Origin of the sequence: Skermanella pratensis (assembly GCF_008843145.1) — a bacterium.
Taxonomy (GTDB): domain Bacteria; phylum Pseudomonadota; class Alphaproteobacteria; order Azospirillales; family Azospirillaceae; genus Skermanella; species Skermanella pratensis.
On sequence record NZ_CP030265.1, the window covers coordinates 3,831,090 to 3,855,583 of the forward strand.

A 24,494-nucleotide genomic window follows, 5' to 3' on the forward strand; every position below is an offset into this window, starting at 1 on the left:
AGACGAACCCGAGGACATCCATGCAGACGGCGAAATCACCCAGCCTGGTCCCGATCCCGCTGAAGCCGGACCCGGACCAGCAGTCCCCGCGCAAGCTGTTCATCGAACTGGAAAAGGTCACCGTCTCCTACGGCAAGGGGCCGGGCGCCACCCAGGCGCTCTCCGAGATCACGCTCCAGGTCGGCGAAGGCGACTTCATCGCGCTGGTCGGACCGTCGGGCTGCGGCAAGAGCACGATCCTGAAGCTGGTCGGCGACCTGCTGAAGGCGTCGAGCGGCCACGTCTTCGTGGCCGGGCGGGAAGTCGGGGCGCAGGACGTGCGGATCGGCATGGCCTTCCAGAACCCGACGCTGCTGCCCTGGCTGAGCATCCGCGACAACGTCATGCTGCCTCTCAAGATCGTGCAGCCTTTCCGGGCCGACTGGAAGCGCAAGCGGCACGGCGAGTACCGCGACCGGGCCGAAGCTCTGCTGGCCAAGGTCGGCCTGGGCGGCTTCGGCGGCAAGTATCCCTGGCAGCTCTCGGGCGGCATGCAGCAGCGGGCCTCGCTGTGCCGGGCGCTGATCCACGACCCCAACCTGCTGCTGCTGGACGAGCCGTTCGGCGCGCTGGACCAGTTCACGCGGGAGGAGCTTTGGGACATCCTCCAGACGCTGTGGATCGACGGCAAGCCGACCGTGCTGCTGGTCACCCACGACCTGCGCGAGAGCGCCTTCCTGGCCAACCGCATCGTCGTGATGAGCGCCCGGCCCGGGCGGATCCTGGTGGACGAGCCGGTCGGCTTCGCCCGCCCGCGCACGCTGGACACGACCTACCAGCCGGGCTTCACCAACCTGACCCACAAGCTGCGCACCCTGATCGTCGAGGCCCGGAGCGCCGCGGGAGGTACCCCATGACCAGCCTGAACCGGGAGAAGATCGCGTCCGCCGCCCTGATCGCCGGGGTCTTCGTGGCATGGGAGGTCGGCTGCCTGCTGTTCGGCATCAGCGAATACGTCCTGCCGCGCCCGTCCCAGATCGTCATGGTGCTGGTGGAGCGCTGGCCCGCCCTGATGCCGCACGCGGTACAGACACTCTACACCACGCTGGTCGGGTTCGCGCTCGGCGTCTCCGCCGGGGTGCTGATCGGAATGCTGATCGGGTCGTCCAGGCTGGCCTACAACGTGGCGTTCCCCCTGCTGGTGGGCTTCTCGTCGATCCCCAAGGTGGCGGTGGTGCCGATCTTCGTGCTGTGGTTCGGCGCCGGGACGGTTCCGGCGGTGCTCACCTCCATGATCATCTCGGTCTTCCCGGTGGTGGTGAACATGGCGACGGGGCTGGCGACCACGGAGCCGGAGCTGGAGGACGTGCTGCGCACGATGAAGGCGACCAAGCGCGACATCCTGCTGAACGTCGGGCTGCCGCGCGCCATGCCGTACCTGTTCGCCTCCCTCAAGGTCGCGGTCACGCTGTCCTTCGTCGGCACGGTCATCGCGGAGACGGTCGCGTCCAACCGGGGGATCGGCAACATGATGCTGATCGCCTCCTCCAACTTCAACGTCCCCCTGGTCTTCGCCGGGCTCTTCATCCTGGCCGGCCTCGGCATCGCGCTCTACGTCGTCTTCTCGCTGATCGAGCGCCGCGTGACCGGCTGGGCCAACCGCAAGACCGAATTCGCGATGGGCTGACGCCCGCGCACAGCATCGGAGAACACCATGATCGACATATCCCGCCGGGCCGCCCTGGCGGCCGGGTTCGGCCTCGCGCTCGCCGTCTCGCAGCCGTTCGCCGTCACCCCGGCCCAGGCCCGGGAGCCGACGCCGATCCGCTTCACGCTGGACTGGAAGTACCAGGGCATCCACGCCTGGTACTTCGTCGCCCAGGACAAGGGCTATTTCCGCGACGAGGGGCTGGAGGTCACGATCGACCAGGGCGAGGGGTCCGCCGCCACCGTCACCCGCATCATGTCCGGCGCCTACGACGCCGGGTTCGGCGACATCAACGCCGTGATCCAGCAGGCGGCGCAGAAGCCCGGCGAGGCGCCGGTGATGGTCTACCAGATCTACAACCGTCCGCCCTTCGCGGTGCTGACCAGGACGGACAGCGGCATCGAGGACATGAAGGACCTGGCCGGCCGCAAGGTCGGCGGCCCGGCCGGCAGTGCCGCGACCCGGCTGCTTCCGGCGCTGCTGGCGCGGAACGGCGTGGCGGAGCCGTCGGTCGAGGTGCTGAACATGCAGCCGAACCTGCAGGAGCAGATGCTGATCCGCGGCGAGGTCGCGGCCTCCCTGGTATTCAACGTGACCAGCTACGTCAACCTGATCCAGCAGGGCCAGGACCCGGACGGCGATTTCCGCTGGCTTGACTATGCCGACCACGGGCTGGACCTCTATTCCAACGGCGTGATGGTGTCCCGGGATCTTGCCCGCGACAAGCCGGAGGCGGTCCGAGGGCTGGTCCGGGCGATCAATCGGGCGGTGCAGGACGTGATGGCCGATCCGGACATGGGCGTGAAGGCGCTGACCGCGGTCGAGCCGCTGGTCGATGCCGGCAGCGAGGGGCGCCGGGTGCGGTTCGCCTTCGACCGGTTGATGATCACGCCGGAAACGCGGAAGATCGGGCTGGGCGACGTGGACGACGCCCGGCTGGAGCGGTCCATCGCGGTGATGGCCGAAGCCTACGACCTGCCGCGGAAGCCCGAGCCGTCGCAAGTGTTCGACCGGTCGTTCCTGCCGCCGCAGGACCGGCGCCTCGTCGCCGGCGCGGGGAATTGAGGCCCGACATGACGGAAAGATCCATCGCCTGCGCCGGCCTGCTCCACGGCAGGGGCTACGACCTGCAGGGGCCGTGCCGGGTCTCGCTCGACGGCGGCCGGATCGCCGGCGTGGCGGGGATCGACGGGGAGGCCGACCCGCTGTTCGTCCTGCCGGTGCTGGTCAACGCCCACGACCACGGCCGGCCCGTGCGGTCCAGTTCCTTCGGGGCGGCGGGCAAGCCGCTGGAACTCTGGCTCCAGTACCTGGCGCTGCTGCCGGCGGTGGACCCGTACCTCGCCGCCGCGGCCTCGCTGGGCCGCAGCGCCCTGGGCGGGGCCGGCGCCGTCATGGTCCATCATACGCGGGTGCAGGGATTGACCCCGCTTCCCCTGGAAGCCGCCGAGGTCGCCCGCGCCGCCGCCGACATCGGGGTGCGGATCGGCTTCGCGGTCGCGCTGAAGGACCGCAACCCCTTGGTCTACGGCCCGTCGGAGGAAGTGCTGGCCCTGCTGCCGGAGGACGCCCGGCGCGAGATCGCCCGGCGGACCGGCAATGCCCCGATGCCCGTCGAGGACCAGATCCGGCTGGTCGAGGAAGTGGCCGGCGCCGCGGCCGGCGACCTGGTGGACGTGCAGTACGGGCCGACCGGCGTCCAGTGGTGCTCGCCCGGGCTGCTGCGTGCCGTCGCCGACGCCTCCGCCCGGACCGGCCGGCGGGTGCATATGCACTGCCTGGAGACGCGCTACCAGCGTGACTGGGCGGACCGCAATTTCGCCGGAGAACCCGGGGGGATGTTCGCCTTCCTGAAGGGGATCGGGTTGCTGTCGCCGCGCCTGACGCTGGCGCACTGCACCTGGGCGCGGCCGGAAGAGCTGGACCTGATCGCCGAATCAGGCGCCACGGTCGCGGTCAACACGGGCTCCAACCTGGGCATCCGGTCCGGCATCGCGCCGGTGGCCGAGATGGTGGCGCGCGGCTGCAAGGTAGCATTGGGCCTGGACGGGCTGACGCTGAACGAGGACGACGACGCGCTGGGCGAGATGCGCCTCGCCAACGCGCTGCACCGCGGCTGGGGCTTCGACACCGCGATCGACGAGACGGCGATGCTGCGGATCGCCCTGGCCAACGGGCGTGCCGCCGTGACCGGACGGGACGAGGGCGGCGCCATCGAACCCGGAGCGCCCGCGGACCTGCTGCTACTCGACACCGGAAGGCTGGACTCCGACCGGCTGGTGCCGGACCTGTCGCCGCGCGACCTGCTGTTCGCCCGCGCCGGCGCCGGCCATGTCGCCGAGGTGATCGTGGCGGGACGGACGGTCGTGCGGCGGGGCAAGGTGACGGGAATCGACCACGACGCCGCCCAGGCCGAGCTGCTGGACCGGATGCGCCACGGCATCAAGGAGAACGACGCCCTGCGGGCCGCGCTGCCGGAGCTGGGCCGCGCGCTGCACCGGCATTTCGCGGCGGCACCCTGCTGCTGAGCCGCCCAACGAACGGAAGACCAGGACACATCATGACATCAGGCATTCGCCCCGGCGTCGCGGTCCACCGCGTCGCGACCACCGGCCCCGACGACGTGGCCGGGCTCGAACGGCTGGTCCGGGCGGGCGAGCTGGACCCGGCCGGGATTGTCGCGATCCTCGGCAAGACGGAAGGAAACGGCTGCGTCAACGATTTCAGCCGGGGCTTCGCCACCCAAAGCCTCAAGTTGTTCCTCCAGGGGCATGTCGGGCGGGAGGCGGCCGGGCGCGTCTGCCTCGTGATGTCCGGCGGGACCGAGGGCGCCCTCTCCCCCCACTGGATCGTGTTCGAGCGCCGGGAGTCGGATGAGTCGGCGCGCGGTCCGGCGCTCGCCATGGGAAGCGCCATCACCCCCGACCTGCCGCCCGAGCATCTGGGCCGCCGCGCCCAGGTGGAGATGGTCGCGCGGGGAGTTGCCGACGCCATGGAGCGAGCGGGCATCGCCGATCCGGCCGCCGTGCATTTCGTGCAGATCAAGTGCCCGCTGCTGACGGCGGCCCGCGCCGCCGAGGCCGAGGCCCGGGGCCGGGCGACCGCCACGCGCGACACGCTGAAGTCCATGGGGCTGTCGCGCGGCGCCAGCGCGTTGGGCGTCGCCGTGGCGCTGGGCGAGCTGTCGATCGGGGAAATCCCCAACGGCGCCATCGGCACCGACATGGGCCTGTGGTCCGGGCGGGCCAGCACCTCGTCGGGGATCGAGCTGATGGGCCACGAGATCCTGGTGCTCGGCATGAGTCCGGACTGGACCGGTCCGCTCGCCATCGACCATGCGGTGATGCGGGATGCCGCCGACATCGGCCCGTTGCGCGCGGCGCTGGCGCGGCTGGGCCTCGACGCGGAGGGGCAGCTCGACGCCTCCGCGCGGGCCAGGGTCAGGGCCGTGCTCGCCAAGGCGGAGGCGTCGCGAAGCGGCACCGTGCGGGGGCTGCGGCACACGATGCTGGACGACAGCGACATCTCGGCGACCCGGCATGCCCGCGCCTTCGTCGCCGGCGTGCTGGCCGGGACGATGGGCATGACCGACCTGTTCGTTTCCGGCGGGGCCGAGCACCAGGGACCGGACGGCGGCGGGCCGGTCGCGATCATCGCGGAACGGGCCTGAGCCGATGCCCGGCCGGATCGAACTCCTCCCCGAACCCGGAACGGTCCACTGGGGCCATTTCGACGCGGCGCTGGCCCCGGTCGCCGAGATCGCCGGCGGCGGCACCGTCGTCATCCATACCGTGAGCGGCGGCCGGGACGACCTGCCGCCGCCCGGCTCCGGCATGACGGTCCGGCCCGAGCACCGGCGCATCCTCGACGCGGTCGAGCCGGACATGGGGCCGCACATCATGACCGGCCCCGTCGCCGTCCGGGGCGCCGAACCGGGCGACGCGCTTCGCGTCGAGATCCTGGACGTGGCGCTGCGCGAGAATTGGGGCTTCAACCTGATCAGGCCGGGCGCCGGAGCCCTGCCGGACCGGTTCCCCGATCACCGGCGGATACACCTGCCGATCGACCGGGCGGCGGGAAAGGTGCTGACGCCCTGGGGGCTGGAGATCCCGGCCCGTCCTTTCTTCGGCGTGATGGGCACCGCGCCGGCGCCGGACCTGGGGCGGCTCACCTCGATCGTGCCGGGAGCCTTCGGCGGCAACATCGACAACAAGGAGCTGACGGCAGGATCGGTCCTGTACCTGCCGGTCTGGACGGAGGGCGCGCTGTTCTCTGCCGGCGACGGCCACGCCGCCCAGGGCGACGGGGAGGTCTGCCTGACCGCGGTGGAGACGGGCCTGACCGGAACCTTCCGCATCGACCTGGTAAAGCGGGCCGGACTGACGTCTCCCCGGGCGGAAACGCCGGACCACCTGATCACCATGGGCTTCGACGAGGACCTGGACGAGGCCGCGCGCATGGCCCTGATAGAGATGATCGGGCTGATCACCGAACGCACGCCCCTGTCGGAGGAGGAAGCCTACCGGCTGTGCAGCCTTGCAGCCGACCTGCGCGTCACGCAATTGGTGAACCGGCGCAAGGGCATCCATGCCATGCTGGGGCGCTGGGCGCTCCGGACGAAACCAATCCCCTGACGGGGAGGAGAGAGACCATGGAAAATCTGAAGATCACCATCAACGAGATGGTCTTCGACGCACGACTGGAACTCCAGGCGGCGCCGAAGACCTGTGCCGCCTTCATCCAGCGCCTGCCGTTCGATTCCCAGGTCGTCCATGTCCGCTGGAGCGGCGAAGGCGTCTGGATCCCGCTCGGCGACTATGATTTCGGCGTCGGATACGAGAACCACACCAGCTATCCGGCCCCGGGCCAGATCATCCTGTATCCCGGCGGGATCAGCGAGACCGAGATCCTGCTGGCCTATGGCGGGGTGCAGTTCGCCAGCAAGATGGGCCAGCTGGCCGGCAACCACTTCATCACCCTGACCTCGGACTGGAGAACCTGCCCGAGGTCGGCCGCCTCGCCCTGTGGCACGGCGCCCAGAAGATCAGGTTCGAGGCGGCGTGACGGGAAGCCCGGATCGTGAGGGACGATCATGCAGGTCCCTCATGCAGGTCCCGGCGGGGGGCTGGGGCACCTCGTCTTCACCGCGCCCAGCCTCTACGACCTCAACACGGTGTGGGTTGCCGCCTCCGCGGAGCGCGCATCGGTGTTCCGAACGGTTCGACAGGTTTTCCTGATCCAGGTTAATGCGGCCGGGGCGTTGGCGTGCCATCACCGGCATATGGGAGTGGGACGAGCGGCAACGCCGTCCGTGACCTTCATGAGGAGCGCCAGATGGCCGGACTATCCTGGAAGGCAGCGATCCTGTTGGGAGCCGCGGCGACCCCCTGGGTCACCGACGCCGGCCAGGCGCGGAGCGGCGATCCCGCCGCCGGGGGACGCATCGCCGAACAGTGGTGCTCGTCCTGCCACGTCGTCTCGGGAGCCGGAACCGACGCGGTCCCGAGCCTGGAGCGCATCGCCAGGGATATTCCCGCCGCGCAGGGAGATCCGGGATTCGCCCGGTTGAGGCAGTGGCTGGCCGATCCGCACCCGCCGATGCCGAACCTCTCCCTGTCGGACGCCGAGATCATCGACATCGCGGCCTATCTTGAAACCCTGGCGCGCTGAGCCGGCCACGGCCTGAGCGCACCGGGCACCCCTTTCCTTCCCGAACCCTCCCTCAAAGAGCGTCGATGGGGATCTTCAGGTAGCGCTTGCCGTTGCCCTCCGGCGGCGGCAACCGGCCCGCCCGGACGTTCACCTGGATCGAAGGGATGATCAGCTTCGGCATGTCGAGCGTCCTGTCGCGGGCCTCGCGCAGGGCGACGAACTCCTCCTCGCCCACGCCGTCATGGACATGGACGTTGCGCGCCCGCTGCAGAGATACCGTGCTTTCCCAGGCGAAATGATCCCGGCCCGGTGGCTTGTAGTCATGGCCGGTGAACAGCCGGGTTTCGGGCGGCAGGTCCAGGATGCGCCGGATGGAGCGGTACAGGGCGTGGGCATCGCCGCCGGGGAAGTCGCAACGCGCCGTGCCGTAATCGGGCTGGAACAGCGTATCGCCGACGAAAGCCGCGTCGCCGACCACATAGGTCATGTCGGCCGGCGTGTGGCCCGGCGTGTGGATGGCCCTGCACTCAAGCCCGCCGACATCGAACCGCTCGCCGTCGGCGAACAGGTGGTCGAACTGACGCCCGTCGGTGACGAAGGCCGGCTCCATGTTGAACAGGGTCCGGAAGACCTTCTGGACCTCGCGTATATGCTCCCCGATGCCGATGCGCCCGCCGAGCTTCTCCTTCAGGTAGGGAGCGGCGGACAGGTGATCGGCGTGGATATGGGTCTCCAGTATCCACTCGACCGTGAGGCCGCGCTCATGCACCGCCGCGACCAGGCGGTCCGCCGAGGCGGTCGAGGTGCGCCCCGATTTCGGGTCGAAGTCGAGCACGCTGTCGATCAGGGCCGCGGCCTTGGTGGCGGGATCGACGACCACGTAGCTGACGGTGTTGGTCGCCTCGTCGAAAAAGGGGATGACCTCCGGTTTCATCATGACCTCCTGTACGGCCCTTCCGAGGGCCACTCGCGTTGTTGCTTGAACAGGTGTGTCCATCCATTATATTAGTCAATACTAAATTAGATGATGCTATTTAAATGGTCGAACCGAACGGCAGTCCGATGAACCCGGCAGAGCTGGAGGCGCAGGCCGCAGAGGCGGAATCGTTCCTGCGGTCGCTGGCGAGCCGCCAGCGCCTGATGATCCTGTGCTCGCTTGCCGAAGGCGAGATGCAGGCCGGCGAGTTGGTCCGGCGGCTGGGCCGATCCCAGTCCAACGTGTCGCAGCATCCCGCGAAGCTGCGCGAAGAGGATCCCGTGGCGACCCGGCGCGAGGGAGCCGCGATCCACTACCGCATCGCATCGGACCGTATCCGCCCGACCCTGGCCGAATTGCACCGTCTGTTCCGCGCCGAAAGCCGACCCGGCTGACGCGCCTTCCCGCTCCCGACAGCCCGCTCCCGACAGCCCGCTCCCGACAGCCCGCCCCCAACAGCCCGCCCCCAACAGCCCGAGGGTGCCCCGATGCAAGAACTCCTCACGATCCTGTCCGGCTCGCTGGTCGGATTTACCCTCGGCCTGATCGGCGGCGGGGGGTCGATCCTGGCCGTGCCGCTGCTGCTCTACGTGGTGGGAATGCCGGATCCCCACGTCGCGATCGGCACCAGCGCGCTGGCGGTCGCCGTCAGCGCCTTCGCCAACCTTGCCCAGCACGCCCGGGCCGGGACGGTGAAGTGGCCGTGCGCCGTGACCTTCGCCGCCTCCGGCGTGCTCGGGGCCTTGGTCGGGTCGACCATCGGAAAGGCGGTGGAGGGCGAGAAGCTGCTGTTCCTGTTCGCGCTGGCGATGGTCGCGGTCGGGGTTTCCATGCTGCGCCGGCGGGGCGGCGAGGGTGATTCCACGGTCCACATCGACCGGCGCATCGCGGCTCGGCTGCTGGCCATCGGGTTCCTGGTCGGGACCGTATCGGGCCTGTTCGGGATCGGCGGCGGCTTCCTGGTCGTGCCCGGCATCCTGTTCGGCAGCGGCATGGCGGTGCTCAATGCCGTCGGTTCTTCCCTGTTCTCGGTCGGCGCCTTCGGCCTCACCACGGCGGCCAACTACGCCGTTTCCGGCCTGATCGACTGGACGGTCGCGGGCCTGTTCATCGCGGGCGGGCTGGCGGGCGGCTTCGCCGGGCTGAAGGCGGCGGTCCGGCTGTCCACCCGCAAGGGGGCGCTGACCCGAATCTTCGCCGGCGTCATGTTCGCCGTCGCCGCCTACATGCTGTACCGGAACGCGGGCGCCTTCGGCCTGCTCTGATCGCCTTCACCAGGGCCTCGACACGAGGTGTCGCCAGGCGCGCGGAGGCTGTCGCCAGCGCCCGCGACGACCGGAACATTTCAACCCGACTTCATCTCATGCTCCCCGACCCAGGCGAGCAGCGCCGGAAGCGGCATCGCTCCGGCGGTCCGCGCGACTTCTCGGCCCCGGTGGACCAGAACCAGGGTCGGGATGCTCCTGATCCCGAAACGGGCGGCCAGCTCCGGAACGGTTTCCGTGTCGACCTTGGCCAACCGGACACGGGGTTCGAGCCGGGCCGCCGCCTGTTCGAAAACGGGGGCCATCATCCGGCAGGGGCCACACCACGCGGCCCAGAAATCAACCAGGAGCGGCAGGTCGCTCCGCTCCGCATGGACCGCGAACCGGTCGGCATCCAGGGCCAGCGGCTTGCCCTGGAACAGGGTGCCGCCGCACCGGCCGCATTTGCCCTTCTGGCCCAGGCGGTCGCGCGGCATGCGGTTGAGGGTGTCGCAATTCGGGCATGCGACGTGAATGCTCTCGGACATGGCAAACCTCCTCCCTGGCGGTTCCGCCGGTCCGGCCTATGCGGCGGCTTGCTTCAGCCAGGCCACGATCTCCTCCCGGCGCGGCAACCGGCCGGACACCTTGACCTCGTCCCCGACGACGAGGCCCGGCGTGCTGATGACGGAGTGATCGAGGATCCGGGCCATGTCCGTGACATGCTCGATCTCGACGGCGACGCCGGCTTCCTGCGCCGCCTCCCGGGTCAACTCCTCCAGGCGCTTGCAGCGGGCGCAACCCGGCCCAAGGACTTTGACTCGCATGGTTCGATCCTCCTTCAAATCGGTGGTTGCTCACGTTAGCGTTCGAGGCTCAGGCGGCCTTCGTCATGGTGCCGGTCCGGCGATGGAAGGCATGCAGGACCGCGGCGAGGACCAGCAGGAAAAGCACGAAGCCTCCACCGAGCAGCCATGGGCTGACTCCGTCCCGCCATGCCCCGAAGGTCAAGCCCGCCGCCGTGCTGAACAGCGCCACCAGGCCGACATAGGCCCACGCCTTGGTCCGGCCGATGATGCTGGCGGTGATCAGGATGCTTTGCAGGCTCAATTCGGGATCCGCCATCAGGTAGGCCAGCAGCGGCCCCGGATGCATGCCGAGCGCCAGGAACATCTGCGCGACCGGCACCTCGACCAGGGTCGGGAAGTACATGAACACGCCGAAGACGACGCCCACCAGATTGGCGAGCACGGTGTTGCTGCCGGCCATCGTCTCCACCCATTCCGGCCGGATGAACACGCGCAGGACTCCCACCGCGAAGACGCCGACGACCAGCAGCGGGAAGATCTGGCGGACGAACCGCCAGCTTTCCCACAGCCATTGCTGAATCTCGAACCGGTCGATGTGGCGGCAGGCGACCCGGATGATCGCCGCCATGGTAGCCGCCACGCCCACCAGCCTCCCGGTCAGGTGAAGCGTGACGCCGTCGGCCCCGGGCTGCACGCCGACGGAGGCCACCCCCAGGGTCAGCACGACCAGAGCCAGCGCCGCCCAAGTCCAGCGGTTGAATCCCTCGTCCACCCGGCCCAGTCCGAGCGGGGCCACCGCCGCGATGATGCCCAGCAGCAGGACGAGGACCGCTCCTTGCGCGCCGATCCCCTCCTCTCCCCGCGCGGGATCGAAGGGGATCATCCGGTGCAGCGTCGCCTCGACCTCGTCCATTCCGTGGATCGGCAGGGTGACGCTCGCATAGCTGTCGAGCAGGATGCCGACCTTCAGGGTCCCGGCGACGAGCAGCAGCACCAGGAGCAGCATCAGGACGACGGCCGGGAGTTGGAAGCGCTCGCTCCCGGCAAAAGCGCCGTCGGCCTCGCCGGCATGGACGCGGTCGTCCTTGCTGAAGACCAGCGCCATGATCATTCCGATGCCGATACCGAAGACCAGCGACAGCACGAGACGCGCCGCCGCGAACTCGGCCCCCAGGGCGGCGCCCGTGTAGGTCAGCGCCAGGATGTTGGCCGCGGGCGCGAAGAACAGGAAGGTGATGGCCGGCCCCAGCCCGGCGCCCTTCCTGTAGATGCCCGCGAACAGCGGGACGATGGTGCAGGAGCAGACGGCCAGCAGGCTTCCGGCGGCCGTGGCCGCCGGATAGGCTATGGCCTTCGGCGCGCCAGGCCCCAGGAAGCGGGTGATCACCGACTTCGGCAACAGCGCGGAGAGACCACCGGCTATGAAAAAGGCCGGGACGAGGCACAGCAGCACATGCGCGGCCAGATAGGCCGCGAGGCTTCCGAACCCGCTCTGCACGATCCGGACGAGAATGGCGGACGGTTCCACGGCAGGGACCCCCTCGGTTCGCAGCGTGTCGAGAGGGATTAAGCTACGGTATCGGGCCATCCGCCGTGACGCATGTCAAAGCGCATGCCGATGATATCGGCAAATCCGGATGATCCGGGACCGCCCGGCCGCAAGGTGCCGGCGGTCAGCGACCTGAACCGAATCGGGCGGCGGTTCGGGCCGGCAACAGCGGCGCCACGACCGCTTACAACTCATCGCTGACAAGGGGTTTCGCCATGCGCGTCAGGCAGGCGAAGTCAATCTCCCAAGGTTTTGCCAGACGCCCTTAGCATTCCGCCAACAGGGAAGTTCATGAAGCTCATCGAGGGTAAGGTGGCTTCCGTCTGGAGCTAACACCTTCGCTGAATAATTACAGCGAGCACCAGAATGCACCGACGCGCATCCCACATTGTGAGAAGTTAGTGGGATGTGGCAAGGCCAACAGACCTAAGTGCTTCATTTCGCTGGCGTCCCCAAGGGGATTCGAACCCCTGTTACCGCCGTGAGAGGGCGGTGTCCTAGGCCTCTAGACGATGGGGACATCGCTGGGCGAGAGGCCGGCTGTATAACCAACGCGCCGGCCTCCCGCAAGGGCTATTTCAACGGGCGTTCAAGTTTTCGCCTTCAAGTTTTCGCCAAGGCCCGCGCGTCGGCGATCATCCGGTCCACGTCCTCGGCCGAGGTGTTCCAGGCCGTCACCAGCCTCACCACCGGGCCGTCCCAGCGGTAGAAGCCGTAACCCCGCTCCAGCAGGCCGGCGGTGACCGGCTCGGGCAGGCTGATGAAGATCTCGTTGGCTTCCACCGGGTCGCGCAGGGCGGCCCCGGGCAGTGCCGTCAGTCCGGCGGCCAGGCGGTCGGCCATGGCGTTCGCATGGGTCGCGAGGCGCAGCCACAGGCCGCCCTCCAGATAGGCGTCGAGCTGGGCCGACAGGAAGCGCATCTTGCTGAACAGGTGCCCGGCGCGCTTGCGGCGGAAGGCGAAGCTTCGGGCCAGTTCCGGCTTGAAGAAGACCACCGCCTCGGCGGCCAGGGCGCCGTTCTTGGTGGCGCCGAACGACAGCACGTCCACGCCGGCCCGCCACGTCACGTCGGCGGGGGAGCAGCCCAGCCGCGCCACGGCATTGGCGAAGCGGGCGCCGTCCATGTGGACCGGCAGGCCGTGGGACCGTGCCACCTCCGACAGGGCCGCAACCTCGGCAGGGGTATAGACCGTGCCGGACTCGGTCGCCTGGGTCAGCGTCACCGCCGCCGGCTGGACATGGTGCACGACGCCGGCGCCCGCCGTTTCCAGGGTGGCGCGCAGGGTCGCGGGTTCGATCTTGCCGCCGGCGCCGGGCAATCCCACCAGCTTGGCGCCCGCGGTGAACATCTCCGGCGCGCCGCACTCGTCGGTGTTGACGTGGGCCATTTCATGGCAGTAGATCGCGCCATAGGGCGGTGCCACGGCGGCCAGGGCCAGCGCGTTGGCGGCCGATCCGGTCGCCACGGGAAAGACCGCCACCTCGTGGCCGAACAGGGCCGACAGCCTTTCCGAAACGCGGGCGGTCAGCGGGTCCTCGCCATAGGACGGCGTCGGGCCCGACGATGCGGCGACGAGGGCTTCAAGGATTTCCGGCGCGGCGCCGGTCACGTTGTCACTGGTGAAGTTCACGGGACTCTGATCCGGTGTTGCGGGCAAGATCGACTGTATGCTGGAATGATATAGTATAACGGGGTGTGATGAGCATCATTGGCGCGGGGCGGCCGCCCGGGCATCCTCGGGGCCTGTTCCGCTTGCCGAGCCGATCGTCGAGCCGGTCTTGGCCGGGCCGGTCGTGACGGTCGCGGTCACGGCACCGTTCCGGGGGTCGAGCACGTAGAGGCGGTCGCCCTGCCCGCCGGGCAGGCGCACGCTGAAAACGATCCGGCTGCCGGACGGCACCAATGTTTCGATGGTGGCGCCCTCGGGCAGCCCCAGGGCGGTCTCGGCGATGCCGCCCGGCGGTGGAGGCGGCGGAGCACCCGGCTCCGCCCGGCGCTCGGGATCGGTCATGCGGTCGTAGACCTCATAGCTGATGAAGACGAACCCCGCGGCGATGAAGAGGCCCATGATGACGAGGATGGCTTTGAGTGCCCGCACGATCGAGGTCCAGTCTGTTGAAGATGACGGCTGAAGAAGAGGACGACATTGAGGACACGGACGGCGAAGCCGATCCGGGGGGCGAGCCGTTCAGCTTCACCGCGGCCGAGGCGGACCGGGGCGAACGGTTGGACAAGCTTCTGGCCTGCGGGCTCGACGGCCTGTCGCGCACCCGTATCCGCTCGCTGATCGACCAGGGCCGGGTTTCGAGTCTCGGGCGGACGATAGCCGACCCGTCATTGCGGGTCAAACCCGGCCAGATCTTCGACGTCCTGGTGCCCGAGCCGGAACCGGCGCTCCCCGTCCCCCAGGAAATCCCGCTCAGCGTCGCCTACGAGGACGACGACCTGCTGGTGGTCGACAAGCCCGCCGGCATGGTGGTCCATCCGGCCGCGGGCAATGCCGACGGGACGCTGGTCAACGCCCTGCTGTGGCATTGCGGCGACCGCCTGTCCGGCATCGGCGGCGTCCGCAGGCCGGGTATCGTCCACCGGCTCGACAAGGAGACCAGCGGGCTGATGGTGGTGGCGAAGAACGACTTGGCGCATGCCGGCCTGGCCGCCCAGTTCGCCGACCGGTCGCTCAGCCGGACCTACCGGGCGGTCGTGGCCGGAGTCCCCTCCCCCACCCGGGGCGAGATCACCGGCAATATCGGGCGCAGTTCGTCGGACCGAAAGAAGATGGCGGTCGTCTCCGGCGGCAAGCCCGCGCTGACCCGCTATCGCGTGATCAAGGCGTTCGGAACCTGGGCGTCACTCGTGGAATGCACCCTGGCGACCGGCCGCACGCATCAAATAAGGGTGCATATGACCCATGTCGGACATCCACTGATCGGCGATCCGGTCTATGGTGGTCGGAAAAGTGGAATTAGGGGAGCTGCAAGGACCGGCAGCGACGGGTCGGCGGCATCAAGGGCCCGCGGAATTCCGGAACCGGCGCGGGACGCGGTTGTTGGATTCGGTCGACAAGCCCTGCACGCCGTGGCGCTGCGGTTCAACCACCCGCGCGACGCCCGTCCGATGCAGTTCGAATCCGAATTACCTATGGACATCCAAAGGTTAATAGCCAGCTTGGAATCGATTTAAACCTATACCCGAGCTGTGACGTGGGGTATTATGGTCGCAAAGGCCGGGCCCCGGATGGGTCGGTTCCCGTGGCGGTCGGGGATCAAGGTTACTCAGGCACGAATAACCACCGCCCGAAGAGAGGGGCTAGCAAATGTCGAACACTCCCAGCGTCCCGGTCATCAGTTCCGAAGGCAATCTGGCCCGCTACCTTCAGGAAATCCGCAAGTTCCCCATGCTCGAGCCGCAGCAGGAGTTCATGCTCGCCAAGTCCTGGCGCGAGCACGGCGACACCGAGGCCGCGCACAAGCTGGTGACCAGCCATCTCCGGCTGGTCGCCAAGATCGCCATGGGCTACCGTGGCTACGGCCTGCCGCTGTCCGAGCTTATCTCGGAAGGCAATGTCGGCATGATGCAGGCGGTCAAGCGATTCGACCCGGACCGCGGCTTCCGGCTTGCGACATACGCCATGTGGTGGATCCGCGCCGCTATCCAGGAATACATCCTGCACAGCTGGTCGCTGGTCAAGATGGGCACCACGGCCGCGCAGAAGAAGCTGTTCTTCAACCTGCGCAAGCTCAAAGGGCAGATGCAGGCGATCGACGAGGGCGACCTGTCGCCTGAGCACGTGACCCAGATCGCGACCAAGCTGGACGTGCCCGAACAGGACGTGGTCAACATGAACCGCCGCCTGGCCAGCCCCGACCATTCGCTGAACGCGCCGCTGCGGGCCGACAGCGAGGGCGAGTGGCAGGACTGGCTGGTCGATGAGAAGGACACCCAGGAGATCCACCTGGCCGAGCGGGAGGAGCTGACCAAGCGCCGCGCCCTGCTCAAGAGCGCCATGACCAACCTCAACGAGCGCGAGCGGCATATCCTGACCGAGCGGCGCCTCCGCGACGAGCCGACCACGCTGGAGGACCTGTCGCAGCAGTACGGCATCAGCCGCGAGCGCGTGCGCCAGATCGAGGTCCGGGCGTTCGAGAAGCTCCAGAAGAACATCAAGAACGCGGCTATCGAGCAGCGGCTGGCCCAATGAGGGCCGGCCGCTCCCCGTTGCGATCCGCCCCTATTCCGGGTTCTCCTCTTCGGGTTCGACCACGCCGCTGACCTCCGGCCCCCATTCGGCGATCAGTTCCTGCTGCTCGCCCAGCCGCTTGGCGATGCTGTTCTCCGCGCGGAGCGTGATCCAGCCCGCCACCGCGGGCGGAATCCCGTAATAGAGCGCCCAGCCCATCCCGGCGGAGCCGTACATCACCAGCCAGGCGAAGGGGTCCGACATCACCTTGGCCAGCGCTCCCATCGTGTGCCCGCCCTGCCAGAGGCTGATGATGAAAGCGACCACCCCGACGAAGTTCAGCGCGCCCACGGTCATGGGCGCCGTCTTGTCCGGGTCGCGGTCCACCACATAGGCGACCGCGGTCGGGATCATGCCGACCATCAGCAGGATCGTGCTGGGCAGGAAGATCAGTCCCGCCGGGAACAGGATCACCAGCGCGGTCACCATGCCGCTGGAATTGCCCTTGCGGCCCCTTCCGCTTCCTCCCCGGCTCATCGCAGCATCACCATGTAGATACCGATGCCGACCAGCGCCACGGTGGCGAACACGCTGGACACCACCGCCGCCGCCTGACGGCCCGAACTCTCCGCGATCTCCGTGCGGTTCGCGATCTCCCGCCTCAGCTTCTCGACCTCGCGGCCGGCGATCTGGAACTCACGCCGCGCGCGGGCGAACTCGATCTCGTCCTTGCGGATCGCCGCCGGGTCGTCGATCAGCTTCAGCAGGCCCATCAGGTTCCCCTCCGCCGCCGACCGGGCCGCCTCGCCGCGCAGCCTGCCGCGGTGCGCACGGCTGTGGAAGCGGTCGATCGCCGGGCCGATCAGGTCGATCATCCAGCCGCACAGGTTCGGCAGGCTGGCCGGCCCATAGCGCTTCTGCACCTCCGCCAGCACGTTGACCATGGCCGAGATGCGCCGCAACGTCTCGCCGCTCGGCGTGGTCAGCGCGATCAGCCGCTCGTCCAGCTTGCGGTAGCGCGCGATCAGGAAGGCGGCGATATGGCGGTCTATCGGTTCCCGCGGCCGGCCGGGCTGGCCCGCGACCTCCTCCAGCGCGGTCAGCAGCTCGTTGGCGCTGGTCACCATATGGTTGCGGACCATGGGGCTGAAGCAGGGCTGCATCGGGTTCAGCTCGTACAGCACCCGCTCGATGCCGTAGCCGGAGCCGAGTCGTTCCAGCAGGGTGCGCAGCGCGTCGAAGGTCTGGCTCATGGGCACGTATTCGGCCTTGAACTCGGCCTGCATGCCGACCCAGAACATCGGCAGCTGGGCGGAAATCGCCTCGCCCAGCGCCTGGTAGCCCTCGTTGCGGGCGAAGGCCTCGGCCATGGCGGTCCCGAAGCCGTCGATCATGACAGCCTTCTGCTTGTACCGGATGGGTGCGGGCGGATCGAGCGCGATGCAGACCCGGGCAACCAGCCGCTCCTCGAAGTTGCCGCCCTTGTTGGCCCCGGCCGATTCGACCGCGGTCGCCACCGCCTCGGCGCGCGCCTCGTCGCCCAGGCTGCGGCGCAGCCAGCGGTCCAGGTCGCCGTTCTCGATCACCGGGACCGCCGCGGCGGGGTTCCTGGCGAAGACCCGGGCCAACCCGCGGCAATGCCAGTAGCTCGTGCCGGAGAACTCGAAGGGCCGGGCCGCCTTGCGCGGCACCTGCGGCTGCTTGGGACTCAGCCGCCGGCCGCTCAGCCAGAGATCCAGGTCGTTCAGGGTCCAGCGCATCTTGGGATCGTCGGCCAGCAGCCCGCGCAGCGGCTCCATCAGGTTGAGCGACAGCCGCGACGTGCCGACCAGCGCCGGGTATGTCCCGCGGTCCAGCTTGGCCTGAAGCATCGCCTCGTCGTCCAGGTGGCGCACGGGGTTGCGGCCCAGGAACAGCAGCAGGATGGTGACCCCAAGCGCGTAGAGGTCGTCGGCGGTGGTTCCGGCGCCCCGCCCCGACGGCTGCGCCATGCTGCGCTCGATCGTCAGGAACAGCGGCACCTGCCCGAAGGAGGTCACGGTCGAGACGCATTCGCCCAGCATCACGCCCGCCGTCCCCTGGTCGCGCAGGAAGATGTTGGTGGGACGGATGTCGCCGTGGACGATGCCCCGGCTGGACAACTCGCGGAGCGCCGAGGCGAGCGGCTGGATCACCGCGCGGGTGATCTGCTCCTGCGTCATCTGCTCGCGGGTGTCGTTCAGGCTGTTCATCAGCCGGCGCCCGCCGGGATTTTCCAGGATGAAGACGATCCGCTTCAACCCGTCGAGCGGCCAGTCGACCATCCCCCACTCGACCATGCGCATCAGCGCGACATGCTCGACGCCGCGGATGCCGGACAGCAGGTCCATCCGGGCCGGCACGCCTGCCGTGCCGACGATCGCGAAGACTTCCATCCTGCGGTCGCGGAGCGCGCGCACGGCATAGGCCTTGCCGGCCGGTCCATCCAGGGCGGGGAGCGGATTCCCGGGCTGTATCTCGAATCGCCCGGCCAGCGAGACGGGTTCGACATCGCGGCCGGCAGAACCGGATCCGGGGGCGGTGGCTTGGGCGGCGGTCGCCATCAGGTCGCAGGAGTCCCGGCTTGCAAACAGCGTCGGGTCCAGCATGGCACATCGACCGATAACGAAGCGTTAAGAGCTTTCACCTGGAACCAAGCCCGCCCGATCCGGCCGGTCGGGTTACGCCGGCAACCAAATACGGTCGGTGGCGTTTATTGTCACCATTTTATCTGAACAAGACGGCTACGGTGCGATAATGGCTATCCGGCGCTGATCCTCAGCCTGTGCGAAACTCGACCGATCCGGCCGCCGTCCTGACGGGATGGCGGTCCCGAGACTACGAAAGACCGGCGTCGCGTGAAGTGCGCGCCCAAGAACTGGAGGCACCAGAACCATGGTAAAGCGCACCGATGGGAGCTTTCCCGCCACTACCCTGCCGGGCCTGACGGCCGAAGGCTCCACCCGCCGCCAGTTCCTTGCCGGAGCGTCGTCGCTGGCGCTGGGAGCCGCCCTCGGGCTGGCCGGAACAGCGGCATGGACCCTCCCGGCATCCGCGCAGGGCACGCCGCGGCGCGGCGGGTCTCTCAAGATCGCGGTCCCGGCCGCCACCTCGATCGACCCGGTCAGGCTGAACAGCTCGGGCGGCATCGCGATCGTCCAGCAGGTCGCGGAATACCTGGTCTATGCCGAGCCCGACCTGACGCTGCGGCCGGTGCTGGCGACCTCGTGGGAGCCGAGCGAGGGCGGCAAGGTCTGGACCTTCGCGCTGCGCCAGGGGGTCAAGTTCCACGACGGGCGCCCGCTGACCGCCGACGACGTGGTCGCCACCTTCCAGCGGCTGGTCGATCCGGCCAACGCCTCGCCGGCCGCCGGCGCCATGCCGTTCCTGAAGAAGGAGGGCGTGGCCAAGGTGGACGACCACACCGTCCGCTTCACGCTCGACCGGCCGATCGGGACCTTCCCCTATTTCACCCACACCTACAATTGCGTGATCCTGCCCGCCGACTATGCCGGCAACTTCGCCGAGAAGCCGATCGGTACAGGACCGTTCAAGCTGGTCTCCTACCGGCCCCAGGAAGGAGCGAAGTTCGAGCGGAACGCCGATTACTGGGACCAGCCAAAGCCCTACCTGGACAGGCTGGAGATCCAGACCTTCGAGTCGCCGCAGCCGATGGTGCTGGCGCTCCAGTCCGGCGACGTCCAGGTGGTCCAGCAGCTCAGCTACATCGACGCCCAGGGCATCCGGAACGACAAGAACGTGGCGCTGATCCAGGCCGACGCCGCCGACCACCGGCAGCTCTGCATGCGCACCGACATGAAGCCGTTCGACGACAAGCGGGTCCGCCAGGCGGTGGCGCTCTGCTTCGACCGCCCGGCCATGGTCCGGGGGCTTCTGGGCGGACTGGCCGACGTCGCCAACGACCACCCGATCGCGCCGATCTACCCGGAGAAGATCGAGCTGGCGCAGCGCCAGGCCGACATCGCCCGGGCGCGCCAACTGCTGGCCGACGCGGGATACCCGCAGGGCTTCCCGATCGACCTCTATACCCACCAGTACCTTGAACTGCCGCAATTCGCGGCGCTGGCCCAGCAGATGCTCGCGCCCGCCGGGATCAAGGTCAATCTGAAGGTCGAGCCGACCAATCTCTATTACAACCACTGGACGGAGGTCGGCTTCGGCCTGACCGACTGGACCAGCCGACCGGTCGCGGCGCAGATCCTGGCGCAATCCTTCCGCGGCGGCGCGGAATGGAACGCCGCCCACTGGAAGAACGAGGCGTTCGACGCCCTGCTCGCCCGGTTCGAGGCGGAACCGGACGTGGCGCAACGCGGCAAGCTGGGTTCCGAGATGGCGGCGATCCTCAACGACGAGGTCCCGGCCGTCATCGCCTATTTCAACAAGAACCTGCGGGCGGCCCGCACCAGCGTGAAGGGCTTGACCGGCAGCATGTCCAACTATCTCGACATGACCCGGACTTGGCTGGACGCCTGAGGGGGCGGGCATGCTGCGCTTCCTTGGGCGCCGCGTCCTGCTGGTCCTGGTGACGCTGGCGGTGGCGTCGGTCCTGATCTTCGCCATCACCAACGTGCTTCCCGGCGATGTCGGCCGCATCATCCTGGGGCCGTTCGCGCCCCAGGACGCGGTCGAGCGGCTGAACGCCGAGCTGGGCGCCGACCGACCCGTCGCGGTCCGCTATGCCGAGTGGCTGGCCGGCGTGGTCCGGGGCGACTGGGGGCGGTCCTACGCCTTCGACACCGCCGTCTTCCCCCTGGTGGCGGAACGGCTCGGCCGCTCCCTGACCTTGGCGGGCAGCGGCCTGGCCGTGCTGGTTCCGCTGGCGGTCGCGGCGGGAGTCGCCGCGGCGCGGCGGGAGGGCGGGCTGTTCGACCGCGTGCTGTCGGTGGCCGGGCTGGCGGTCGGGGCCTTGCCCGAATTCGTCACCGGCGTCCTGCTGATCCTGGTGTTCGGCATCTGGCTGGGATGGCTGCCGATCCAGGCTCTGCCGCCCGAGGGCGCCGGGCCGCTGACCGTGGCGGCCCATCTGGTGCTGCCGGTCGGCTGCCTGGTGCTGCTGCTGTTCGCCTACCTGTTCCGCATGACCCGGGCCAGCATGATCGAGGCGCTGGCGGCGGACTATACCCGGACGGCCGTGCTGAAGGGCCTTCCGCAACGGACCGTGATCCGCCGCCACGTGCTGCGCAACGCGCTGCTTCCGACCATCACCGTGATCGGCGCCCAGATCGGCTGGCTGGTCGGCGGGCTGGTGGTGGTCGAGACGCTGTTCAAGTATCCCGGCATCGGCAGCCTGATCCATTTCGCGGCGACCAACAAGGACATCCCGCTGCTGGTCGGCTGTTCGCTCGCCATCACCTTCGTGTTCGCCCTGGGCAACCTGGCGGCGGATCTCCTCTATGCCGCGTTGAATCCACGGGTGCGCCATGGCCGTAACGCTCACTGACCGCGGCCGCCGCGACGGGAGCCGACACGACAGGAACAGGCACCGGGCGGCGATGCCGCGCGGCACGGTATCGCTCGCCATCGGGTTGCTGATGATCCTGGTCTGGGTGGTGACCGCCCTGGGCGCTTCCTGGATCGCCCCCTACCCGCCCGCCGACATCGACTTCCTGGCGATCTCCCAGCCGCCCTCGGCCGCCCACTGGTTCGGCACCGACCAGCTCGGCCGCGACATCCTGAGCCGGGTGATCCACGGCGGCGCCTATGTGCTGACCATAGCGCCGGCGGCGACGCTTCTGGGGCTGGCCCTGGGCGCCGCCATCGGGCTGGCCACCGCCTGGTTCGGGTCGTGGGTGGACGAGGTGGTGATGCGCGTGCTGGACGCCGTCATGGCCTTTCCGATCGTCATCCTGGCGATGCTGGCGCTGACATTCCTGGGGGCCGGCACCGGCAACGTGGTGCTGGTGATCGGGCTGGTGTTCGCGCCGCTGATCGCCCGCACCGTGCGAGCATCGGCGCTGGTCGAGGCCCGCAAGGAATATGTCATGGCGGCCCAGCTCCGCGGCGAGGGCGCCCTTTACATCATGGCGATGGAGCTGCTGCCCAACGTGCGCGGGCCGCTGGTCGTCGAGGGGACGGTCCGGCTCGGCTATGCCGTCTTCACCTCCGCGACGCTAGGCTTCCTGGGCCTGGGCGTCCAGCCGCCGACCCCCGACTGGGGCCTGATGGTCAGCGAGAACCAGGCGCTGCTGACCACGGCGCCCTGGACCGTCCTGTTTCCCGCGCTGGCGATCGCCTGGGTGGTGGTCGCCATAGGGCTGGCCGCCGACGGGCTTAAGGAATATCTGGAGCCGTGACCGCATCCGCCCCCCTGCTCGAACTCGACCAAGTCACCATCAGCTACCGGCGCCGGCGCGACCGGGTCGATGCCGTCCGCGGCGTCTCGCTGGTGATCCAGCCCGGCGAAGCCTATGGGCTGGTCGGCGAATCCGGCTGCGGCAAGTCCACCCTCGCCATGGCCGTGATGCGCCACCTGCCCAAGAACGGTAACTTGAGCGGCGGCCACGTCCTGTTCGAAGGCCGCGACCTGTTCCAACTCGGCGAGGCGGAGTTGCGCCGGGTGCGCGGCGGCCGGATCGCCATGGTCTACCAGAACCCGGGCGGCGCGCTGAACCCCACCCTGAAGGTCGGCGAGCAGGTGGCCGAGGTGTTCCGCCTGCACGCCGGCATGAGCCGCCGCAACGCCGCCGAGGCGGCGCTCGGCATGCTGCGCAGGGTCCGGATCGCCGACCCCGACCGGGTCGCGGGCCTGTACCCCTATCAGCTCTCCGGCGGGATGCAGCAGCGCGCGGTGATCGCCATGGCGCTCGCCACCGATCCGGCCCTTCTGGTCCTGGACGAGCCGACGACCGCGCTGGACGCGACCGTCCAGGCCGACATCCTGGACCTGTTCGCCGACCTGCGCGGGGAGATGAACGCCGCCATCCTGTTCATCAGCCACAACCTTGCCGTGGTCCAGCAGGTCTGCGACCGGATCGGCGTGATGTATGCCGGCGAGCTGATCGAGCAGGGCAAGGTCGCGGAGGTCTTCAAGAGGCACCGCCATCCCTATACCGCGGCGCTGTTCGATTGCATCCCCGATTTCGGCGCGCGCAAGCGCGACCGCCGGCTGGCCGGGATCGCCGGCGGCGTGCCGGACCTGGCCGACCTGGGCACCGGCTGCCTGTACGAGCCGCGCTGCCTGATCTCCCGCCAGGTCTGCCGGGTCGAGCATCCCGACCTGCTGCGCGCCGGCACCCGGCATCTCAGCCGCTGCTTCTTCCATGGCGAGACCCCGGCACCGGGCAGCGCCGCCCGCGGCCGACCGGAGCCGATGCCGGAGCCGATCCAGGGCATGCCGCTGCTCAGCCTGGCCGGCGTCGGGCGGCGCTACGGCCGCGCCCACATCCTCAAGGATATCGACCTGGAGATCGCGCCGGGCGAGACCTTCGGGCTGGTCGGCGAATCCGGCAGCGGCAAGTCCACGCTCGCCAAGGTGATCGCCGGGCTGGTGCCGCCCAGCGCCGGCACCGTGGCCCTGGCCGGCGAGCGGGTGGCCGGACAGGCCGGCCGGCGGACCCGGCGGCAGCGCCGCGACGTGCAGATGGTGTTCCAGACGCCGGACACGACGCTCAACCCGCGCAAGCGGGTCGCCTCGATCCTCGGCCGCGCCGTGCGGGTGCTGGCCGGCCTGGGCGGGCGGCGAAAGCGCGACCGCTCGGCGGCATTGCTGGGCGACGTGCAGCTTCCGGCGGAGTTGATGAACGCCACCCCGGACCGACTGTCCGGCGGCCAGCGCCAGCGGGTCGCCATCGCCCGGGCCTTCGCCGGCGACCCGCGCCTGGTGATCCTTGACGAGCCGACCTCCGCCCTGGACGTGTCGGTCCAAGCGTCGATCCTCAACCTGCTGCTCGACCTCCAGCGGGAAAGCCAGGCGGCCTACCTGTTCATCTCGCACGATCTGGCTGTGGTCCGCTACCTGTCGGACCGGATCGGCGTGATGTATCTGGGCGAGCTGGTGGAGGTCGGGCCGACCGAGCGGGTGTTCCAGCCGCCCTTCCATCCCTATACCCACGCGCTGATCGAGGCGGTGCCGAAGCTGGGAGGCATCGTCCCGGAGCGGCCGGTCAGCCTGGACAGGCCGGCTCCCGGTCCGGCGGACCGGCCGGAAGGCTGCCCGTTCCAAACCCGGTGCCCGCGGGCGTATGATAAATGCCGGAGCGAGGCTCCGCCTTGGCGCGATGCGGGAGGGGGACACATGATCCGGTGCTGGGTGGCGCTCGACGCGCTGGAGGCGTCCCAGGTGGCAGGGATGGCGGCGCAAAAGCCCCGGCGCGCCCGGGCGCCGCAGGCCCCGCTGCCGATCGGCCGGCGCCCATGA

24 protein-coding genes and 1 tRNA gene are annotated in these 24,494 nt (G+C 69.2%); 16 read left to right on the forward strand and 9 right to left on the reverse strand.

Translation table 11 applies throughout. From position 1 onward, the window contains the following. The first annotated feature begins 20 nt into the window (after window positions 1-20). From DPR14_RS17550 to DPR14_RS17585, 8 genes are all read left to right on the forward strand, one after another. Window positions 21-896 carry an ABC transporter ATP-binding protein gene (locus DPR14_RS17550; protein ID WP_158046310.1) on the forward strand — a complete coding sequence of 292 codons (876 nt, stop codon included), beginning with the start codon at window positions 21-23 and terminating at the stop codon, window positions 894-896. After that, a complete protein-coding gene (locus tag DPR14_RS17555) occupies window positions 893-1,666 on the forward strand; it encodes an ABC transporter permease (protein WP_158046311.1) in 774 nt (257 codons plus the stop codon). The genes DPR14_RS17550 and DPR14_RS17555 overlap by 4 nt, the downstream gene beginning before the upstream one ends. 27 nt (window positions 1,667-1,693) lie before the next feature. Continuing rightward, a complete protein-coding gene (locus DPR14_RS17560) occupies window positions 1,694-2,752 on the forward strand; it encodes an ABC transporter substrate-binding protein (protein ID WP_158046312.1) in 1,059 nt (352 codons plus the stop codon). Window positions 2,753-2,760: 8 nt separating this feature from the next. Continuing rightward, a complete protein-coding gene (locus DPR14_RS17565; RefSeq protein ID WP_158046313.1) occupies window positions 2,761-4,215 on the forward strand; it encodes an amidohydrolase family protein in 1,455 nt (484 codons plus the stop codon). Between the two features lie 32 nt (window positions 4,216-4,247). Then, complete coding sequence (gene atzD / locus DPR14_RS17570) at window positions 4,248-5,357, forward strand: cyanuric acid amidohydrolase (RefSeq protein WP_158046314.1); 1,110 nt, start codon at window positions 4,248-4,250, stop codon at window positions 5,355-5,357. Window positions 5,358-5,361: 4 nt separating this feature from the next. Continuing rightward, complete coding sequence (locus tag DPR14_RS17575) at window positions 5,362-6,321, forward strand: acetamidase/formamidase family protein (protein ID WP_158046315.1); 960 nt, start codon at window positions 5,362-5,364, stop codon at window positions 6,319-6,321. Between the two features lie 17 nt (window positions 6,322-6,338). Further along, complete coding sequence (locus tag DPR14_RS17580; RefSeq protein ID WP_246148278.1) at window positions 6,339-6,770, forward strand: DUF3830 family protein; 432 nt, start codon at window positions 6,339-6,341, stop codon at window positions 6,768-6,770. Between the two features lie 251 nt (window positions 6,771-7,021). Continuing rightward, window positions 7,022-7,357 carry a c-type cytochrome gene (locus tag DPR14_RS17585; protein WP_158046316.1) on the forward strand — a complete coding sequence of 112 codons (336 nt, stop codon included), beginning with the start codon at window positions 7,022-7,024 and terminating at the stop codon, window positions 7,355-7,357. Between the two features lie 52 nt (window positions 7,358-7,409). Here DPR14_RS17585 and DPR14_RS17590 read toward each other — a convergent pair whose 3' ends face one another. After that, window positions 7,410-8,276 carry an MBL fold metallo-hydrolase gene (locus tag DPR14_RS17590; RefSeq protein WP_425500947.1) on the reverse strand — a complete coding sequence of 289 codons (867 nt, stop codon included), beginning with the start codon at window positions 8,274-8,276 and terminating at the stop codon, window positions 7,410-7,412. 101 nt (window positions 8,277-8,377) lie between these two features. Between DPR14_RS17590 and DPR14_RS17595 the strand changes: the two genes are divergently transcribed. After that, on the forward strand, window positions 8,378-8,710 hold the full coding sequence (locus DPR14_RS17595; protein ID WP_211103807.1) for an ArsR/SmtB family transcription factor: 333 nt from the start codon (window positions 8,378-8,380) through the stop codon (window positions 8,708-8,710). Between the two features lie 93 nt (window positions 8,711-8,803). Continuing rightward, a complete protein-coding gene (locus DPR14_RS17600) occupies window positions 8,804-9,580 on the forward strand; it encodes a sulfite exporter TauE/SafE family protein (protein ID WP_158046317.1) in 777 nt (258 codons plus the stop codon). A gap of 80 nt (window positions 9,581-9,660) precedes the next feature. Here the strand turns inward: DPR14_RS17600 and trxC are convergent, their stop codons facing one another. From trxC to DPR14_RS17630, 6 genes are all read right to left on the reverse strand, one after another. Next, window positions 9,661-10,107 carry a thioredoxin TrxC gene (gene trxC, locus DPR14_RS17605; RefSeq protein WP_158046318.1) on the reverse strand — a complete coding sequence of 149 codons (447 nt, stop codon included), beginning with the start codon at window positions 10,105-10,107 and terminating at the stop codon, window positions 9,661-9,663. Window positions 10,108-10,143: 36 nt separating this feature from the next. Beyond that, window positions 10,144-10,386, reverse strand: coding sequence for a thioredoxin family protein (locus tag DPR14_RS17610; RefSeq protein ID WP_158046319.1), 243 nt, complete (start codon window positions 10,384-10,386; stop codon window positions 10,144-10,146). Between the two features lie 49 nt (window positions 10,387-10,435). Continuing rightward, the gene (locus DPR14_RS17615) at window positions 10,436-11,896 is read right to left on the reverse strand and encodes a permease (protein WP_211103808.1); all 1,461 of its coding nucleotides are present in this window, start codon (window positions 11,894-11,896) and stop codon (window positions 10,436-10,438) included. Between the two features lie 465 nt (window positions 11,897-12,361). Next, window positions 12,362-12,437 (reverse strand) — tRNA-Glu (locus DPR14_RS17620). Window positions 12,438-12,520: 83 nt separating this feature from the next. Beyond that, entirely contained in the window at window positions 12,521-13,549 is a 1,029-nt protein-coding gene (locus DPR14_RS17625; protein ID WP_158046321.1) for a threonine aldolase family protein, read from the reverse strand. 75 nt (window positions 13,550-13,624) lie between these two features. Next, window positions 13,625-14,017, reverse strand: a complete 393-nt coding sequence (locus tag DPR14_RS17630; RefSeq protein WP_192499002.1) for a hypothetical protein — start codon at window positions 14,015-14,017, stop codon at window positions 13,625-13,627. A gap of 23 nt (window positions 14,018-14,040) precedes the next feature. Here DPR14_RS17630 and DPR14_RS17635 point away from each other — a divergent pair, with 23 nt between their 5' ends. Both DPR14_RS17635 and rpoH read left to right on the forward strand, forming a co-directional pair. Further along, a complete protein-coding gene (locus DPR14_RS17635; RefSeq protein ID WP_158046322.1) occupies window positions 14,041-15,102 on the forward strand; it encodes an RluA family pseudouridine synthase in 1,062 nt (353 codons plus the stop codon). Window positions 15,103-15,235: 133 nt separating this feature from the next. Continuing rightward, window positions 15,236-16,120, forward strand: a complete 885-nt coding sequence (rpoH, locus tag DPR14_RS17640) for an RNA polymerase sigma factor RpoH (RefSeq protein ID WP_158046323.1) — start codon at window positions 15,236-15,238, stop codon at window positions 16,118-16,120. Between the two features lie 30 nt (window positions 16,121-16,150). Here rpoH and DPR14_RS17645 read toward each other — a convergent pair whose 3' ends face one another. Next, the gene (locus DPR14_RS17645; RefSeq protein ID WP_158046324.1) at window positions 16,151-16,636 is read right to left on the reverse strand and encodes a hypothetical protein; all 486 of its coding nucleotides are present in this window, start codon (window positions 16,634-16,636) and stop codon (window positions 16,151-16,153) included. Beyond that, entirely contained in the window at window positions 16,633-18,726 is a 2,094-nt protein-coding gene (locus tag DPR14_RS17650; RefSeq protein ID WP_246148280.1) for a protein kinase domain-containing protein, read from the reverse strand. Before DPR14_RS17650 ends, DPR14_RS17645 begins: the two co-directional genes overlap by 4 nt. A gap of 286 nt (window positions 18,727-19,012) precedes the next feature. On the opposite strand from DPR14_RS17650, the gene DPR14_RS17655 reads away from it, so the two are divergent. From DPR14_RS17655 to DPR14_RS17670, 4 genes are read left to right on the forward strand one after another with little or no spacing between them, the layout of a single operon-like run. Further along, the gene (locus DPR14_RS17655; protein ID WP_158046325.1) at window positions 19,013-20,611 is read left to right on the forward strand and encodes an ABC transporter substrate-binding protein; all 1,599 of its coding nucleotides are present in this window, start codon (window positions 19,013-19,015) and stop codon (window positions 20,609-20,611) included. A 10-nt stretch (window positions 20,612-20,621) separates the two neighbouring features. Next, window positions 20,622-21,578 (forward strand): ABC transporter permease, encoded by a 957-nt coding sequence (locus DPR14_RS17660; protein WP_158046326.1) that lies wholly within the window; start codon window positions 20,622-20,624, stop codon window positions 21,576-21,578. Then, window positions 21,559-22,431, forward strand: coding sequence for an ABC transporter permease (locus DPR14_RS17665; RefSeq protein ID WP_158046327.1), 873 nt, complete (start codon window positions 21,559-21,561; stop codon window positions 22,429-22,431). Before DPR14_RS17660 ends, DPR14_RS17665 begins: the two co-directional genes overlap by 20 nt. Continuing rightward, complete coding sequence (locus DPR14_RS17670) at window positions 22,428-24,494, forward strand: dipeptide ABC transporter ATP-binding protein (RefSeq protein WP_158046328.1); 2,067 nt, start codon at window positions 22,428-22,430, stop codon at window positions 24,492-24,494. The genes DPR14_RS17665 and DPR14_RS17670 overlap by 4 nt, the downstream gene beginning before the upstream one ends.

What these genes read in the sequence shown, in the direction of transcription:
- DPR14_RS17550 (WP_158046310.1), top strand. Translation starts at nt 21, where the DNA reads ATGCAGACGGCGAAATCACCCAGCCTGGTCCCGATCCCGCTGAAGCCG.
- DPR14_RS17555 (WP_158046311.1), top strand. Translation starts at nt 893, where the DNA reads ATGACCAGCCTGAACCGGGAGAAGATCGCGTCCGCCGCCCTGATCGCC.
- DPR14_RS17560 (WP_158046312.1), top strand. Translation starts at nt 1,694, where the DNA reads ATGATCGACATATCCCGCCGGGCCGCCCTGGCGGCCGGGTTCGGCCTC.
- DPR14_RS17565 (WP_158046313.1), top strand. Translation starts at nt 2,761, where the DNA reads ATGACGGAAAGATCCATCGCCTGCGCCGGCCTGCTCCACGGCAGGGGC.
- atzD (WP_158046314.1), top strand. Translation starts at nt 4,248, where the DNA reads ATGACATCAGGCATTCGCCCCGGCGTCGCGGTCCACCGCGTCGCGACC.
- DPR14_RS17575 (WP_158046315.1), top strand. Translation starts at nt 5,362, where the DNA reads ATGCCCGGCCGGATCGAACTCCTCCCCGAACCCGGAACGGTCCACTGG.
- DPR14_RS17580 (WP_246148278.1), top strand. Translation starts at nt 6,339, where the DNA reads ATGGAAAATCTGAAGATCACCATCAACGAGATGGTCTTCGACGCACGA.
- DPR14_RS17585 (WP_158046316.1), top strand. Translation starts at nt 7,022, where the DNA reads ATGGCCGGACTATCCTGGAAGGCAGCGATCCTGTTGGGAGCCGCGGCG.
- DPR14_RS17590 (WP_425500947.1), bottom strand. Translation starts at nt 8,276, where the DNA reads ATGATGAAACCGGAGGTCATCCCCTTTTTCGACGAGGCGACCAACACC.
- DPR14_RS17595 (WP_211103807.1), top strand. Translation starts at nt 8,378, where the DNA reads ATGGTCGAACCGAACGGCAGTCCGATGAACCCGGCAGAGCTGGAGGCG.
- DPR14_RS17600 (WP_158046317.1), top strand. Translation starts at nt 8,804, where the DNA reads ATGCAAGAACTCCTCACGATCCTGTCCGGCTCGCTGGTCGGATTTACC.
- trxC (WP_158046318.1), bottom strand. Translation starts at nt 10,107, where the DNA reads ATGTCCGAGAGCATTCACGTCGCATGCCCGAATTGCGACACCCTCAAC.
- DPR14_RS17610 (WP_158046319.1), bottom strand. Translation starts at nt 10,386, where the DNA reads ATGCGAGTCAAAGTCCTTGGGCCGGGTTGCGCCCGCTGCAAGCGCCTG.
- DPR14_RS17635 (WP_158046322.1), top strand. Translation starts at nt 14,041, where the DNA reads ATGACGGCTGAAGAAGAGGACGACATTGAGGACACGGACGGCGAAGCC.
- rpoH (WP_158046323.1), top strand. Translation starts at nt 15,236, where the DNA reads ATGTCGAACACTCCCAGCGTCCCGGTCATCAGTTCCGAAGGCAATCTG.
- DPR14_RS17645 (WP_158046324.1), bottom strand. Translation starts at nt 16,636, where the DNA reads ATGAGCCGGGGAGGAAGCGGAAGGGGCCGCAAGGGCAATTCCAGCGGC.
- DPR14_RS17650 (WP_246148280.1), bottom strand. Translation starts at nt 18,726, where the DNA reads ATGCTGGACCCGACGCTGTTTGCAAGCCGGGACTCCTGCGACCTGATG.
- DPR14_RS17655 (WP_158046325.1), top strand. Translation starts at nt 19,013, where the DNA reads ATGGTAAAGCGCACCGATGGGAGCTTTCCCGCCACTACCCTGCCGGGC.
- DPR14_RS17660 (WP_158046326.1), top strand. Translation starts at nt 20,622, where the DNA reads ATGCTGCGCTTCCTTGGGCGCCGCGTCCTGCTGGTCCTGGTGACGCTG.
- DPR14_RS17665 (WP_158046327.1), top strand. Translation starts at nt 21,559, where the DNA reads ATGGCCGTAACGCTCACTGACCGCGGCCGCCGCGACGGGAGCCGACAC.